The organism is Verrucosispora sp. FIM060022 (assembly GCF_003977705.1).
In the GTDB taxonomy this organism is placed as follows: domain Bacteria; phylum Actinomycetota; class Actinomycetes; order Mycobacteriales; family Micromonosporaceae; genus Micromonospora; species Micromonospora gifhornensis.
Map to the genome: position 1 here is coordinate 243,646 of NZ_RQIV01000009.1, position 13,444 is coordinate 257,089.

Below are 13,444 nucleotides of genomic sequence, written 5' to 3' on the forward strand. Positions count from 1 at the left end.
ACCTTGTTAACGCCTCCGGTAGAGGAAGGGCCCCTTGTTAACGCCGCTGGACAGGTCGGGGCGGTGGGAGTAGGAAGTGCGGTATGTCTGCTGCGCTGCCCGTGTTGTCCGCCGTCGGTCTCGCCGAGCGGGACCAGCCGCTGATCACCTACCTCGATCACCGGACCGGGCACCGTCAACAGCTGACCGCCGCCGAGTTGGGCGAGTGGTCGGCGCGGGCCGCCGGCCTGCTGCGGGACGGCTGCGGCCTGACGCCGGGCAGCCGGGTGGCGGTGCTGCTGCCGCCGCACTGGCGTACGGCCGCGGTTCTGCTGGGTGCCTGGGCGGTCGGGCTGGAGGTGTCGTTCCGGCCGCGCGCCACCGCCGGGCTGCCGGTGCTCGAACCCGGCGGCGACCGACCGTACGACGCGGTCCTGGTCACCCCGGAACGGCTCGACGACTGGCTGGAGGACGTACCGGACGGGCTGCACCGCTACCTCGTCGGCACCGCCCCGGAACCCCTGGCCGACGTGCCGGCCGGCTGGCTCGACTGGTCGATCGAGGTGCTGCGGCACGGCACCGCCCCGACCGACCGCCCCCTGCTGCACGCCACCGACCCGGTCAGCCCGGACGGCACCACCTACCACCAGTGGGGCGGGCTGGCGCGGGAGCTGGCCGACAGCTGGGACCTGCGGATCGGTGACCGCCTGCTGGTCGACGTCGCCGAGCACGACCTGCCGCTGAAGTGGCTGCTCGCGCCCCTGTCGGCCGGTGCGTCGGTGCTGCTCTGCGCCAACCTCGACCCCGCCGACCGGCACGCGGTAGCCGCCGCCGAGCAGATCACCCGCATCCTCTAGACCCGCCGCCGCGCACACCACGCCCCGAATCAGGGGCCGACCAAACCCGCCCCACCTCCGCTCACCGGCCCGGATCGCCGCCACCGTTACGGCGTAACGGCGGTATCCGGGCCGGCACGAAACCACCGTTACGCCGTAACGAAGTTGATCAAGCGGATTGCCGAACCGCGCCTCAGCCGGTCGTCAGCGGCGGCCGAAGACCTTTGCGCTGGGGCCGAGGCGGAGCAGTACCGTCTCGCCGGTCGCGTCCTGCACTCCGTCGTTGTCGGTGATCGCGTACACCTGGCCGTTGCCGGCCACGGTCAGACCTTCCAGCTTCTCCTGCGTCCAGCCGTTGTCGGCCCGTAGTGCGGGGAGGACGTCCAGAGCGAGCCGCTTCGGCAACACGCGCAGCGGGCCGAGGGCAGCCGGGCCGGTGGGCAGCTCGACGGTGTAGATCCGCTTGACTGCGGCGGCCGGGCCGTTGAGCTTGTCGCGTTCGATCACGGCCAGCCGGTCGCCGACCACTGTCACCTCGGACAGCCCCATCCAGTCGCCCGGCACCGAGGTGCGCTCCAGCCGGTACCCGAACCAGCTCCACGTGCCGGCGCTGACGTCGTACCGGCCGATGCGGACCACGCCCGCCGGGTCGGTGGCGACCTCCCGCTGCAGTACCGCCCAGACGATCTCCCGGCCGCGCTTGTCGGTGGTCGCGGTGACCCCCTCGAAGCCCTGCTTGCCCAGGCCGGGGGCGACGTCGGCGGGCAGCGGCACGACCTGCCGGGTCACCCCGGCGGCGTCGACCCGGACCAGCTTGTTGCCGGGGCCGGTGGCACCTTCGACGGCCAGCCAGAAGCCGCCCTGCGGGCGGGCGAAGATGCCTTCGGCGTCGTAGCCGACCGGCTCGCCGCGCTCGTCGCGGACCGGCAACGCCTTGGTGATCAACGCCGGGTTCTTGCGGACGTCGATGGTGAAGATCTGAGTCTTCGCGTACGCCGCATCGGTCACGCTGTAGAGCAGGTGCGGCTGTTTCGGGGCGGCGGAGAGGGCGCCGAGCGCACCCCAGCCGATCGGCGCGCCGGTGGCGTCCGGGCCGGAGACGATGCTCGGGAACCCGGGCGCAGCCTTGCCGAGCTGGTACAGCGTCACCGAGGCGCGGACGTTGGCGTCGGCCTCGTCGGTCTCGCTGGACACGGCGAGCAGGCCACGCGACGGGATGGGCAGCAGACCTTCCGGGCCGTTGGTGGTGGCCAGCATCTGCTTGAACACCGGCGCGGTCGGCTTGCTCACGTCGTACACGGCGACGAAGTTGCTCCGCTCGGAGCCGACGAAGGCGTACCGGATGCCGTTGTACTCGGCGACGGCGATCCCTTCCGGCTCGGTTCCCTTCTTGCCGGCGCGGTCCTCGTTGTGCAGGCCGTGCCGGACGGCGAGCCACTCGAAGCTGTTGCCGGCGTCCCAGGCCACCCGACCGGTACGGCTGTCGAAGACCGTCCAACCTCGGGTGCCGCCCCGCCAGTCGCCCTCGTTCGCGGTGGCCAGGTAGCGGTCGTCGAGCCAGGCGATGGCGTCCGGTTCGCGCGGCACGTCGGTGATGCTGCCGGTCAGGTCGATGACGCCGTCCTTGGCGGTGTCGATCCGGGTGACGCTGGCGGTGCCGGCGGAGAACACACTGGTGATCCGGCCGGTGGGCAGGTCGACCAGGACGATGCCGTTGTTCTCCTGGAGGGTCACCGCGAGCTGGTTCCGCCGGTTGATCGTGACGTACTCCGGCTCCGGGTCGGTCGGCTCGACGATGCCGGCGGCGGCCAGCGCGGGCAGCGCCCGGCCGTCGGCGCCGGTCAGCGGTACGGTCCGCAGCGTCCAGCGGTGCGGGTTGCTGCCGGGCAGGTCGATGATCTGTACGAAGCCGGCCGGTGCCTGCGGCAGGTCGCCCTTCTTGCCGCCGGGCGGGGTGGCTTCCTCGTCCCGCTCGTTCTCGATGGCGATCGCCGCGTACCGCTCGTCGGCGCTGATCGCGATCGAGTCGGGCTGGCCGCCGAGGTCGAGGCTGCGCACCCGCTTACGGGTGGCCAGCTCGATGATGTCGAGCCGCCCCGACGGGTCGGTGTAGCTGGCGCTGGTGTTCACCACGACCAGCACGTACCGGCCGACCACGGCCACCGAGGTCGGCTCGTCCTCGGCGTCGCCGAGCTGAGCGAGGGAGAGGGTGCCCAGCCCGCGCGGCTTGCCAGGGCGGGAGATGTCGAGGAAGCCGACCCGGCGGGCCGCCGCGTCGGTGTAGATCAGGGTACGGCCGTCCGCGCTGACCGCCGAGATCTCGGCCACCGTCTCGGTGGCCGGGTCCTCACCGGCCGGGCGGTTCTGGAACACCGGGTAGGTGGCGACGCGGTCGAAGCTCCTGGCCGGGCCGTGGTGGCCGGCGTGCTGGTGGGGCTGCGCCCCGGCGTGGGCCGTGCCGGTGATGGCGAGGGCGGCGACGGTCGCGCCGGCGACCGCCAGCACGGGCAACGTCTTCTTGCTGGTCACTGGTCCTCCGTCTGTACAGACACGGGACGGAGGTTGGCAGCCGAGGCCGAGCACCGACTGACGCGCACATGAACGGCGGACGAACATCCCCAGGCCGCCGGAGGAGCCGGCCGAGTCGCTGGATCCATGGTACCGCTGGTAGTACCATGAGTGCTGTGCCGTCCATAGACAAGCTCGTTGCAGCGATGCGGAAGAGTCAGCAGAACATCGCCTACAACGATCTCTATAGGGTGTGCGAACACTTCTTCGGGAAGCCACGGCAAGCCGGCACATCCCATGCGGTGTTCAAGATGCCCTGGGCGGGAGACCCACGCGTCAACATCCAGAACGACAAAGGCAAGGCGAAGGTGTACCAGGTTCGGCAGGTACTCAGGGCGATCGACAAGAAGGAGGCCATGTGATGCAACCCGATCCCCACCCCGAGATCACCCACTACACCTACCGCGTCACCTGGTCCGCCGAGGATCGCGAGTTCGTTGCCACCTGTGCCGAGTTTCCCTCGCTGTCCTGGCTGGCTCCCTCGCAGGTCGAGGCTCTGCAAGGGCTCGAGGAGCTGCTGCGTGAGGTTGTCCAGGACATGCAGGAGCAGGGTGAGCAGGTGCCGCTGCCGTTCGCGGAGCGCAGTTATTCGGGCAAGTTCAACCTGCGTGTCGGGGAGAGCCTGCACCGGGAACTCGCCATCCAGGCCGCAGAGGACGGCCTGAGCCTCAACCAGTACGTCCTACGCAAACTCCGAGCCGCCTGACCGGCCGAGCCCTGCCTCCATTCCGCCGATGTTGCGGTATCAACAGCTGCTGGATACCGCAACATCGGCGGAATGGAGTCGATCAAGCGGAGTCAGTCGAAGGAGGGGAGGGTCGGGCCTAGGACGTCGTCGGCGTCGACGATGGTGTACGCGTACCCCTGCTCGGCGAGGAATCGCTGGCGGTGGGCGGCGTACTCGGTGTCGATGGTGTCCCGGGAGACGACCGTGTAGAAGTGCGCCTGCCGGCCGTCGGCCTTCGGCCGCAGCACCCGGCCCAGCCGTTGCGCCTCCTCCTGCCGGGAGCCGAAGGTGCCCGACACCTGGATCGCCACCGCCGCCTCGGGCAGGTCGATGGAGAAGTTCCCCACCTTCGAGATCACCAAGGTACGCAGCGACCCGTCACGGAACGCGTCGAACAACCGCTCGCGCTCCTTGTTGGTCGTCGACCCCTGCACGATCGGTGCGTCCAGGTATTCGCCCAGCTGGTGCAACTGGTCGATGTACGCACCGATGACCAGGGTCTGCTCCTCCGGATGCCGGTCCACAAGTGCCTTCACCACCGGCAGTTTGGTGCGGGCGGTGGCCGCCATCCGGTAACGCTCCTCGGCCTCGGCGGTCGCGTACGACATCCGCTCGGCGTCGGTCAGGGTGACCCTGACCTCGGTGCACTGGGCCGGGGCGATCCAGCCCTGCGACTCGATGTCCTTCCAGGGCGCGTCGTAGCGCTTCGGGCCGATCAGGCTGAACACGTCACCCTCCCGGCCGTCCTCTCGGACCAGGGTGGCGGTCAGCCCGAGCCGGCGACGGGCCTGCAGGTCGGCCGTGAACCGGAAGATCGGCGCGGGCAGCAGGTGCACCTCGTCGTAGACGACCAGGCCCCAGTCACGCGCCCCGAACAGGTCCAGGTGGGTGAACGCGCCGCCGCGACGCGAGGTCAGCACCTGGTACGTGGCGATGGTGACCGGCCGGATCTCCTTGCGCTCGCCGGAGTACTCGCCGATCTCCTCCTCGGTCAGCGAGGTGCGGGCGATCAGCTCGCGCTTCCACTGTCGACCGGCGACGGTGTTGGTGACCAGGATCAGCGTGGTCGCCTTCGCCTCGGCCATCGCCGCCGCACCGACAAGCGTCTTGCCGGCCCCGCAGGGCAGCACCACCACGCCCGAGCCGCCGGCCCAGAACGCCTCCACCGCCTCCCGCTGGTACGACCGCAGCGTGAACGGCTTGCCGCCGTCCTTGCCGGCCTCGGCCAGCTCGATCGGGTGCGCCTCGCCGTCGACGTACCCGGCCAGGTCCTCCGCCGGCCAGCCGAGCTTGAGCAGGGCCTGCTTGAGTCGGCCGCGTTCGGACGGGTGTACGGCGATCGTGTCGTCGTCGAGTTTGGCGCCGAGCATCCCGGTGAGCTTCTTGCTCTTGGCGACCTCGATCAGCACCACCCGGTCCAGGGCGCGCAGCACCAGCCCGTGCACCGGGTCGTTGGCGAGTTGGAGTCGGCCGTACCGGTCCATGGTCTCGGCCACGTCGACCAGCAGGGCGTGCGGCACCGGGTAGCGGGAGTACTTGATCAGAGCGTCCACCACGCCCTCGGCGTCGTGGCCGGCGGCGCGGGCGTTCCACAGCCCGAGCGGGGTCAGCCGGTAGGTGTGCACGTGCTCGGGGGAGCGTTCCAGCTCGGCGAAGGGCGCGATGGCCATCCGGCAGGCCTGCGCGTCGGGGTGGTCGATCTCTAGCAGCAGCGTCTTGTCCGACTGCACGATCAGGGGTCCACCGCTCACACCGAATCTCCTCCTCCGTACGGCCGATCGGGTCGGCACGGTAGGTGCCTGACCTGCCACCGGGCGACCATCCAGTGTTACACGCAGAAACCGGTACGAAGAATGCGTACGCGGGCAGCAACCTTTTCCGATCGGAACTACGTCTTGCTACTGGGGAGACGACTCGTGACCGGTCGGTCGCTCGTCTTCCAGGTCGGCGCGGTGCGTGCGCGTTCGATCCGCGATCAGGCGGGCCAGGAAGCGGGGGCCCTTGCCGCCGTCGCGGACAAGCCAACGGGGGCGAGCGGCACGCCCGCGCCGACCTTACGCCTGATTTGGCGTACTCGTCGATGGGTAGAAGCCGCCCAGGCCCCTCGGCGCGGTGCTGGCCGGTTGCCGCCCGGGATGACACTCTGGGATGACAGGCCGGACCGTACGGGGAGGGCAGATGTCCGTTGACCAGGAACTGATCCTTGAACGCGACAAGGCCGAGTCCGCGGAACCCGTCTCCACCGCGACCGTGGTGGCGTACGCGGTCGTCGGGGCGCTGCTGTTCGGCTGGTTCCTGTTCGGCTGGCTCGTGCTCCAGCAGGGTTTCATCGATTCGGTAGGCGAAGCCGCCGGCACCGGCTTCGCCCTGCTGCTGATCGTGGCGATCGTCGGTTCGGTGCGCCGCAGCCGGCGCTGACCGGCGCCCCGGAGGTCACTTCTCCAGCACCGCCGCGGTGATCCGGTGCAGCGCGAAGGTGTGCAGCATCTCCGTTCGCTCGTCCTCGGCGCGCAGGTAGCCGGCACCGAGGGAGACCGGGCGGACCAGCCGCGACGCGGTCGCCCCGTGCGCGTCGACGTAGCCGACCCAGACCAGCGCCTTGTCGCGGATCGCCTGTTGCAGCACGGCCAGGGCGTCGGCGTGACTGTGTGCGGGGGCCGGGCCGGTCGAGGCTGCGGATCCGCGTACCGCGGCAGGAGCCCGCCGGGCCGCCCGGGCCGTCGCATCGCCCCGGCGGATCTGCTCGACCACCCCGAGCAGGCGGGGCAGCGGCAGGCGCGCGGTGGTGAGCGGGTCGATCGCCCGGGTGGCCACCGACACCCGGGCCGCGGCCCGTCGGGCCTTGGCCCGGGTCAGTACGGCCGTGCCGGTGGCGTCCTCGGCGACCGGCGCGTAGCCGGCCTCCCGCAGCACCGCCAACATCCGGCCACTCTGGTACGGGGTGACAAGCACCGTCGGCGCGAGCCGACGCAGCGTCAACTCCTCGACCCGCCGATCGGCCAGCAGCTCGGTGAGCAACGCCTCGTCGTCGCTGCGCAGGTACGCCCCGGCGGAACCGACCCGCAGCCCACCGTGCCGGCGGGCCACGTCGTCGACCAGGTACGTCAACCCCTGCGGGATCGGGGTACGGGAGCGGCGGCGGAACAGCGCGTGCAGGTCGTCGGCCGAGTAGCCGGCGTCCAAGGCGCGACGCACACTGCCCGAGGTCACCCGGTACACGCTGGCCCCACCGGCGGACTCGGGTTCGGCGACCGCGTCCAGTTCGGCGGCGAGCGCCGGCTCCGCCGGCCCGGGAACCACCACGGTCAGGTCGGCCTGCACCAGGAAGTGATCCACCGGGGCGGGCAGCAGGCCGTCCAGCACCCGTACCGCGGTGCCACCGGCGTCCTCGCTCTCGGTGCGCAGGCCGAGGGGGTCGTCGCTGTCCCGCTCCTCGGTCGCCGTCGCCTCGGCCATCAGCAGCCGCCCGTACGAGGTGAGCGCCCCCAGCCCGGTCACGCCCAGCGTGGCCGCCTCGGCGAGCACCTCCCGGTGGGCGGCCTCCCGGCCCCGGCTGCGGCGCGGGGCCCGCCAGTCGAGCAGCGCCAGCACCTCGTCGACGGTGGGTGCGGCGGCCGGTTCCAGGTCGGCGAGCACGCCGAGCACCGCCCGTCGGGCGGCCGGCGCACCGGCCCGTTCCGCCTCGGCGGAGAACACCGTGATCGGCCGGTCCCGGTCGTCGCGCTGGCCGATGAGCCCCACCTGGCGGGTCATGGTCAGCCAGGCGCGGGCCAACTGCTCCCAGCGTTGGGCCAGCGAACCGGCCCGCCACAACTCGTACCCGGCGGTGGGCAGCACCTGCTGGTCCGCGCCGTACCGGCCGGCGCTTGCGGACAGTTCCATCTCGCCGGCCAGCCCGGCCGCGTACGCCACCTCCAGCAGCAGCGCCGCCGTCGGTTCGTCCAGCCCGGTGACGCGGGCCAGTCGCCGCAGATCACGGACGCCGATGCCGCCGGAGCGCAGCACCGGTGCCGGTTCGGCGGCCAACTGCTCCAGCAGCGCCTCGGTGTGGCGTACCACCTCCATGGTCTGCCCGGCCCCGGCGGAGTCGACGGCCTTCGGCTCGCGTGGCGTGCTGGCCACCGGTGGCGGGCCGGCGCTCAGTGGACCCAGCGGGCCGGTGTCGCGGCGCAGCAGCAACCCGATCTCCCGGGGCAGCTCGACCATGCCGCTGGTGCCGCCCTTGCCGCCGGCGACCCGCACCAGCAGTCGGTGGTCGACCAGCCAGCGGACCGGGGAACCGGTGGGTGCCCCGCCGTTGGTCTCGTCGGGGGGCAGATCGTCGTCGCTGCCGGTCGCCGGGGCCTGCAACGCGCCGGGCGGCACGCTGCCGACCGGTGGCCCGGCGGCCAGCCGGTCCAGGATCGCCCGCGCCGACGGCGGTGCGGCCAGCAGGGTCCGGCGCAGCTTCGCCGGGTCCGCGCAGAGTGCGGCCGTGCGCGCGTCCAGCTCCGCCGCCGGTCGGCCGAGCCCCGCCGGGTACGGGGAGATCTCGTCGATACCGCCGACGAGCTGCAACTGGTGGTCGGGGCCGTACACCAGGAAGCGCGCCCGCAGCCGGTCGATGGCGGCCCGGACGGAGGTGGGCGCGGGTGGGTGGGGGCCGGTGGTGGCCAGGGCGAGGACCCCGTCGACCGAGGTGGTGCCGTCGACCGGATCACGGGTCAACCGGGCGGCATCCATGATCTGGAGGGTGAACTGGTCCAGCCCGTCCAGGGCGCGCGACACCGAAACCCGTGACTGGGCCCGGATGGCCAGCGCGGCGACGTCGGCGGGGACCGGCACGACGAGGTCGGGCCGCAGTTGCAGCAGCGCGGCCAGCGACTCGTCGGGCAGCGCCCGTAGGTGGTCGGCGAGTGAGGTGCTCATCGTCGTTCCACGCTAGCCCGGCCGGGCCGGGTTGCGCCCACCGGACGACCGGGCTGCCCTGGGGGCCGACCGGGTAGCTTTCCCAGGATGCCCCTTCTGACAGTCGGGTTCGACCTCGACATGACCCTGGTCGACTCCCGTCCCGGCATCGCCGCGACCTATCGTGCGCTGACCGCGCAGACCGGTGTTCCCGTCGACGCCGAGGCGGCGGTGTCCCGGCTCGGTCCGCCACTGCGCACCGAGATCGCCCACTGGTTCCCGCCCGAGCAGGTCGACGAGGCGGTCCGCGTCTTCCGGGAGCTCTACCCGGCGTACGCGATCACGCCGACGGTGCCGTTGCCCGGCGCCCGGGCTGCCCTGGACGCGGTACGCGAGCGCGGCGGACGGGTGGTCGTGGTCACGTCGAAGCTCGGTCGGCTGGCCAGGCTGCACCTGGACCATCTCGGGCTGGCCGTGGACGAGCTGGCCGGCGACCTGTTCGCCGAGGAGAAGGCGGCGGCGCTGCGCGAGCACGGTGCGACATACTATGTCGGCGATCACGTGGCGGACATGGTGGCCGCCAAGGCTGCGGCCGTGCCCGGAATCGCGGTCGCGACCGGCCCGTGTTCCGTCGATGAGCTGCGGGCGGCCGACGCCGCGGCGGTGCTGCCCGATCTCACCGGATTCCCGGCGGCACTCGACGGCATGATCCGGCTAGCCTTGACGCAGTAGACGTCTCAAGCGAAGCAGGGGATTTCAGGTGCCTACGGGTCGAGTGAAGTGGTACGACGCGACCAAGGGATACGGGTTCGTCACCAGTGACGAGGGTGGCGACGTGTTCCTGCCAAAGGCCGCGCTACCGGCGGGTGTCACCGACCTGAAGGGCGGCCAGCGCATCGACTTCAGTGTGGTCGACAGCCGGCGCGGCACGCAGGCGATGGGTGTCAAGCTGCTGGAGGCCCCGCCGTCCGTGGCGGAGCTGCGCCGCCGTCCGGCCGAGGAGCTGCACGGCCTGGTCGAAGACATGATCAAGGTGTTGGAGGCGAAGGTCCAGCCGGACCTGCGCCGGGGGCGCTTCCCGGATCGCAAGACGGCCCAGAAGATCGCTCAACTGGTCCACGCGGTCGCCCGCGAGCTGGAGGTCTGAGGCACCAGCCCGGCGTCGGCGGCCCGGCCGAGCAGCGCCTCGACGGCAGCGAACCCGGCCTCTCCCAGGTCGGCGGTGAACTCGTTGACGTAGAGGCCGATGTGCCGGTCCACCACGTCGGGCTCCATCTCCTGGGCGTGCTCCAGCACGTACGCCCGACTGGCCGCCGGGTCGGCCCAGGCCTGCCGGACCGACTCCCGGATCCAGCCGGCGGCCTGCTGCGGGTCGACCACGCCGCGCCGGGCCAGGATGGCCCCGAGCGGGATCGGCAGGCCGGTGTCGCCTTCCCACCACTCGCCCAGGTCGACAAGCGCGGTCAGCCCGTGGCGCGGGTAGGTGAAGCGGGCCTCGTGGATCACCAGCCCGGCGTCGTACCGCCCAGCGGCGACGCCGGGCATGATCTCGTGGAACGGCACCACCTCGATGCGCCGCGGCGTTCTTCCGGCCGACCAGAGCCGGAACAGCAGGTACGCCGTGGTCCGGTCACCGGGCACCGCCACGGTGGCGTCGCGCAGGTCGGTGCGGTCGGGCCCGCCGTCGCGATCCGCTCGGGTCAGTACCAGCGGCCCGCAGCCCCGCCCCAGCGCACCGCCGCAGGGCAGCAGGTCGTAGTCGTCCAGCAGCCACGGCAACGCCGCGTAGCTCACCTTCACCAGGTCGAACGCGCCGCGCTCGGCCGCCGTGTTCGTCACGTCCACGTCGGCGTACGTCACCTCGACCGTCGGTGCTCCGGGCACCTGCCCGTGCACCAGCGCATGGAAGACGAACGTGTCGTTGGGGCAGGGCGAGATCGCCATCGAGAGCGCCACGTCCCCACCGTATCCCCGTCCTCTCGGACGACGTCGGGCGGCGGGCGGTCGCGCCTGCCCGGTCACATCCCACCGCTGGTTGTCCACTTGTCCACAGGGTTGTCCACAGGTGGACATCCGGGGGTCGAACGGCATGGTGGCGGAGTCGGCCGAACTGGTCGAGCGGTCAGCGTAGGGCGACGGCGGCGGTGGTCAGGGCGGCGAGGGCGTCGCCCAGGCGCCAGGCGTCGCGGTCGCGCGGGCCGATCGGGTTCGAGATGGTACGCAGCTCGACGAAGGGGACGCCGGCATGACGGGCGGCGACGGCCACGCCGTACCCCTCCATGGCCTCGGCCACCGCGTCCGGATGCCGTCGGCGTAGCGCCTCGGTGCTGGCCGCGGTGCCGGTCACGGTGTTGACGGTCAGCACCGGGCCCACGGTGGCCGACGGCAACGCCGTACGCAGGGTGGCCAGCAGTTCCGCGTCGGCGGGCACGGTCGGGCCGCAGCCGAGAAGCTCGGGCGGCATGCCCAGCTCGTCGATGGGGATGAAGCCCTCGGGTGACTCCGCGCCCAGATCGGCGGCGACGGATCGGTTGCCGAGCACCGCGTCACCGACCGCCACCCGGTCGGCGAAGCCACCGGCCACGCCCGCGCTGACCACCCCACGGTACGGCCGGCCGGCGGCCTCGGCGAAGGCGAGCAGTCGGGCCGTCGCCGCACCGGCGACGGCCGGTCCCACACCGACCGGGACCACCACGACGGTCGAGCCGTCGAGGCCGGCCTGGACCGCCTCGGCCTCGGCGGGTACCGCGGTGACCACGAGCAGATCGGTCACGACACCGACCCCGGCGAGCTGCGACGCGGCTCGTCCTCACCGCTGCCGGACCCGGTGACCGTCGAGGAGGGCCGGTAGATGTGGAAGCCCGGCGGCGCCAGATCCGGCTCCGGCGGGGTCGAACCGCCCTGGACCGGAGCGGGGGAGGTGGGCGCAATGTCCTCGGCGTCCTCGGCGGCCTTCCGGTCCCGGTCGGCCTGATCCTTGGCGGCCCGGGCGTCGGCGTCCCGCTCCGTGGCCTTGAGTTCCTCGTCGGTCAGCGGCCGGCCACAGAGCCGCTCGGCGCGCAACCGGTGCGCCATCAGCAGCCCCCGTGCGGCGGCCAGCACCCCGACCCCGGCGGCGACGGCGATACCGATCCGACCATGGAACGGTACGAGTCCCAGCCCGCCGCCGGCCACGAAGGCCAGCATCAACACCGTCTCCGAGTGGGCGAAGGAACTGGCCCGGAGCCGTTCCGGGATGCGTTCCTGGATCGAGGCGTCCACGGCGAGCTTCGCGATGCCGCTCATCATCGCGGCGACCACGCAGAGCAGGGTGACCATCAGCAGGGAGAAGTACAACGTGGCGAGGACGGCCACCCCGGCCACGATGATCATGCCGCTGGACTGGAGCGCGGTCGGTCGGTGGATGCGTAGTCGGGTGCCGAGCGCGGTGGCCAGGAAGGTGCCGACGGCCAGTGCCCCGCCGACCAGGCCCAACGCACCCTTGTCACCCAGGTCGCGGCCGAACAGCACAGTGGTCAGGTCACCGGCCTTGATGGTGAAGGCCAGAAAGAGCAGCAGGAAGCCGTAGAGCGCGCGTAGCGTCGCCGCCCCGACCAGGTTCGAGATCACCAGGCGGCCGGCGGGACGTCCTCGCCCCAGCGGGCGGTCGCCGGTGGCTCGTCGCAGCGCCCGCAACGGTCGGGGCACCCGCTCGGGTGGCTCGGAGTCGGCCCTGGGCGGCAGCCGCAGGGCGATCACCATGCCGACCAGGAAGATGACCGAGGCGACCCGTAACGGCCACTGCGCCCCGAACCAGAACGCGGCCAGACCGATCGGCGCGACCAGGGCACCGGCGACCGTGCCGTACACGCTGGCTCGGGCGCCGACCTGGGACAGGCCGAGCCCTTCGGGCAGGAGCCGGGGGACCGCCGCGGAGCGGGCCACCCCGTACGCCCGGGACAGCGCCAGCACCCCGAAGGCCGCCGGATAGAGCCCGAAGCCGTGGATGTAATCGGAGATCATCCAGGCCAGGAACGCCCGGCCGAGCATGGTCGTCGCCAGGGCGTACCGCCGGCCGTGCCGGAAGTGGTCGAGCAGCGGCCCGACCACCGGGGCGAGCATGGCGAACGGCACCATGGTCACCAGCAGGTAGAGGGCGACCTTGCTGCGGGCCTCGCCGAGCGGGACGTTGAAGAAGATCGTGCCGGCGAGGCCGATGGCGATCAGCGTGTCCCCGGCGCAGGAGACCGCATGCAGATCGAACATGCGGACCATGCCGGTCTCGCCGCCGGCACCCCGGGCCCGGGCGCGGGCGGCGCTGCGTGTCACCCAGCGGCCACCGTTGACCGAACCGCGGAACAGCAGCCGAATGGCACGGATGCCGGTGCCGACGGTCCGCCCCAGGAGGGACCGCTCGGAGTGGGAGGACAGCGGCATGGCACCCATCCTGACCTATCGTCTGGCCGGA

12 protein-coding genes are annotated in these 13,444 nt (G+C 72.1%); 6 read left to right on the forward strand and 6 right to left on the reverse strand.

From position 1 onward, the window contains the following. The first annotated feature begins 83 nt into the window (after window positions 1-83). On the forward strand, window positions 84-836 hold the full coding sequence (locus EG812_RS23085) for a TIGR03089 family protein (protein WP_126712729.1): 753 nt from the start codon (window positions 84-86) through the stop codon (window positions 834-836). A 183-nt stretch (window positions 837-1,019) separates the two neighbouring features. On the opposite strand, the gene EG812_RS23090 is transcribed toward EG812_RS23085, so the two are convergent. Next, a complete protein-coding gene (locus EG812_RS23090) occupies window positions 1,020-3,344 on the reverse strand; it encodes an esterase-like activity of phytase family protein (RefSeq protein ID WP_126712730.1) in 2,325 nt (774 codons plus the stop codon). A 146-nt stretch (window positions 3,345-3,490) separates the two neighbouring features. Between EG812_RS23090 and EG812_RS23095 the strand changes: the two genes are divergently transcribed. Beyond that, entirely contained in the window at window positions 3,491-3,745 is a 255-nt protein-coding gene (locus tag EG812_RS23095; RefSeq protein WP_415877987.1) for a toxin HicA, read from the forward strand. After that, window positions 3,745-4,089, forward strand: coding sequence for a type II toxin-antitoxin system HicB family antitoxin (locus EG812_RS23100; protein ID WP_013731105.1), 345 nt, complete (start codon window positions 3,745-3,747; stop codon window positions 4,087-4,089). The genes EG812_RS23095 and EG812_RS23100 overlap by 1 nt, the downstream gene beginning before the upstream one ends. Window positions 4,090-4,181: 92 nt before the next feature. Here the strand turns inward: EG812_RS23100 and EG812_RS23105 are convergent, their stop codons facing one another. Then, window positions 4,182-5,861, reverse strand: a complete 1,680-nt coding sequence (locus tag EG812_RS23105) for a DNA repair helicase XPB (RefSeq protein ID WP_126712731.1) — start codon at window positions 5,859-5,861, stop codon at window positions 4,182-4,184. Between the two features lie 427 nt (window positions 5,862-6,288). Here EG812_RS23105 and EG812_RS23110 point away from each other — a divergent pair, with 427 nt between their 5' ends. Beyond that, window positions 6,289-6,528, forward strand: a complete 240-nt coding sequence (locus EG812_RS23110) for a hypothetical protein (RefSeq protein WP_013731107.1) — start codon at window positions 6,289-6,291, stop codon at window positions 6,526-6,528. Between the two features lie 15 nt (window positions 6,529-6,543). Here the strand turns inward: EG812_RS23110 and EG812_RS23115 are convergent, their stop codons facing one another. Beyond that, window positions 6,544-9,018, reverse strand: a complete 2,475-nt coding sequence (locus tag EG812_RS23115; protein WP_126712732.1) for a helicase-associated domain-containing protein — start codon at window positions 9,016-9,018, stop codon at window positions 6,544-6,546. Window positions 9,019-9,105: 87 nt separating this feature from the next. On the opposite strand from EG812_RS23115, the gene EG812_RS23120 reads away from it, so the two are divergent. Further along, the gene (locus tag EG812_RS23120) at window positions 9,106-9,729 is read left to right on the forward strand and encodes an HAD family hydrolase (protein WP_126712733.1); all 624 of its coding nucleotides are present in this window, start codon (window positions 9,106-9,108) and stop codon (window positions 9,727-9,729) included. A 28-nt stretch (window positions 9,730-9,757) separates the two neighbouring features. Beyond that, entirely contained in the window at window positions 9,758-10,144 is a 387-nt protein-coding gene (locus tag EG812_RS23125; protein WP_013731110.1) for a cold-shock protein, read from the forward strand. Here the strand turns inward: EG812_RS23125 and EG812_RS23130 are convergent. The 3 genes from EG812_RS23130 to EG812_RS23140 form a co-directional block, all read right to left on the reverse strand. Next, window positions 10,105-10,953, reverse strand: coding sequence for a 1,4-dihydroxy-6-naphtoate synthase (locus EG812_RS23130; protein WP_126712734.1), 849 nt, complete (start codon window positions 10,951-10,953; stop codon window positions 10,105-10,107). The two genes, EG812_RS23125 and EG812_RS23130, sit on opposite strands and share 40 nt — an antisense overlap. 166 nt (window positions 10,954-11,119) lie before the next feature. Beyond that, the gene (locus EG812_RS23135; protein ID WP_013731112.1) at window positions 11,120-11,770 is read right to left on the reverse strand and encodes a futalosine hydrolase; all 651 of its coding nucleotides are present in this window, start codon (window positions 11,768-11,770) and stop codon (window positions 11,120-11,122) included. Beyond that, on the reverse strand, window positions 11,767-13,413 hold the full coding sequence (locus tag EG812_RS23140) for an MFS transporter (RefSeq protein WP_043722704.1): 1,647 nt from the start codon (window positions 13,411-13,413) through the stop codon (window positions 11,767-11,769). Before EG812_RS23140 ends, EG812_RS23135 begins: the two co-directional genes overlap by 4 nt. Between the last annotated feature and the right edge of the window lie 31 nt (window positions 13,414-13,444).

What these genes read in the sequence shown, in the direction of transcription:
- EG812_RS23110 (WP_013731107.1), top strand. Translation starts at nt 6,289, where the DNA reads ATGTCCGTTGACCAGGAACTGATCCTTGAACGCGACAAGGCCGAGTCC.
- EG812_RS23085 (WP_126712729.1), top strand. Translation starts at nt 84, where the DNA reads ATGTCTGCTGCGCTGCCCGTGTTGTCCGCCGTCGGTCTCGCCGAGCGG.
- EG812_RS23120 (WP_126712733.1), top strand. Translation starts at nt 9,106, where the DNA reads ATGCCCCTTCTGACAGTCGGGTTCGACCTCGACATGACCCTGGTCGAC.
- EG812_RS23115 (WP_126712732.1), bottom strand. Translation starts at nt 9,018, where the DNA reads ATGAGCACCTCACTCGCCGACCACCTACGGGCGCTGCCCGACGAGTCG.
- EG812_RS23140 (WP_043722704.1), bottom strand. Translation starts at nt 13,413, where the DNA reads ATGCCGCTGTCCTCCCACTCCGAGCGGTCCCTCCTGGGGCGGACCGTC.
- EG812_RS23100 (WP_013731105.1), top strand. Translation starts at nt 3,745, where the DNA reads ATGCAACCCGATCCCCACCCCGAGATCACCCACTACACCTACCGCGTC.
- EG812_RS23095 (WP_415877987.1), top strand. Translation starts at nt 3,491, where the DNA reads ATGAGTGCTGTGCCGTCCATAGACAAGCTCGTTGCAGCGATGCGGAAG.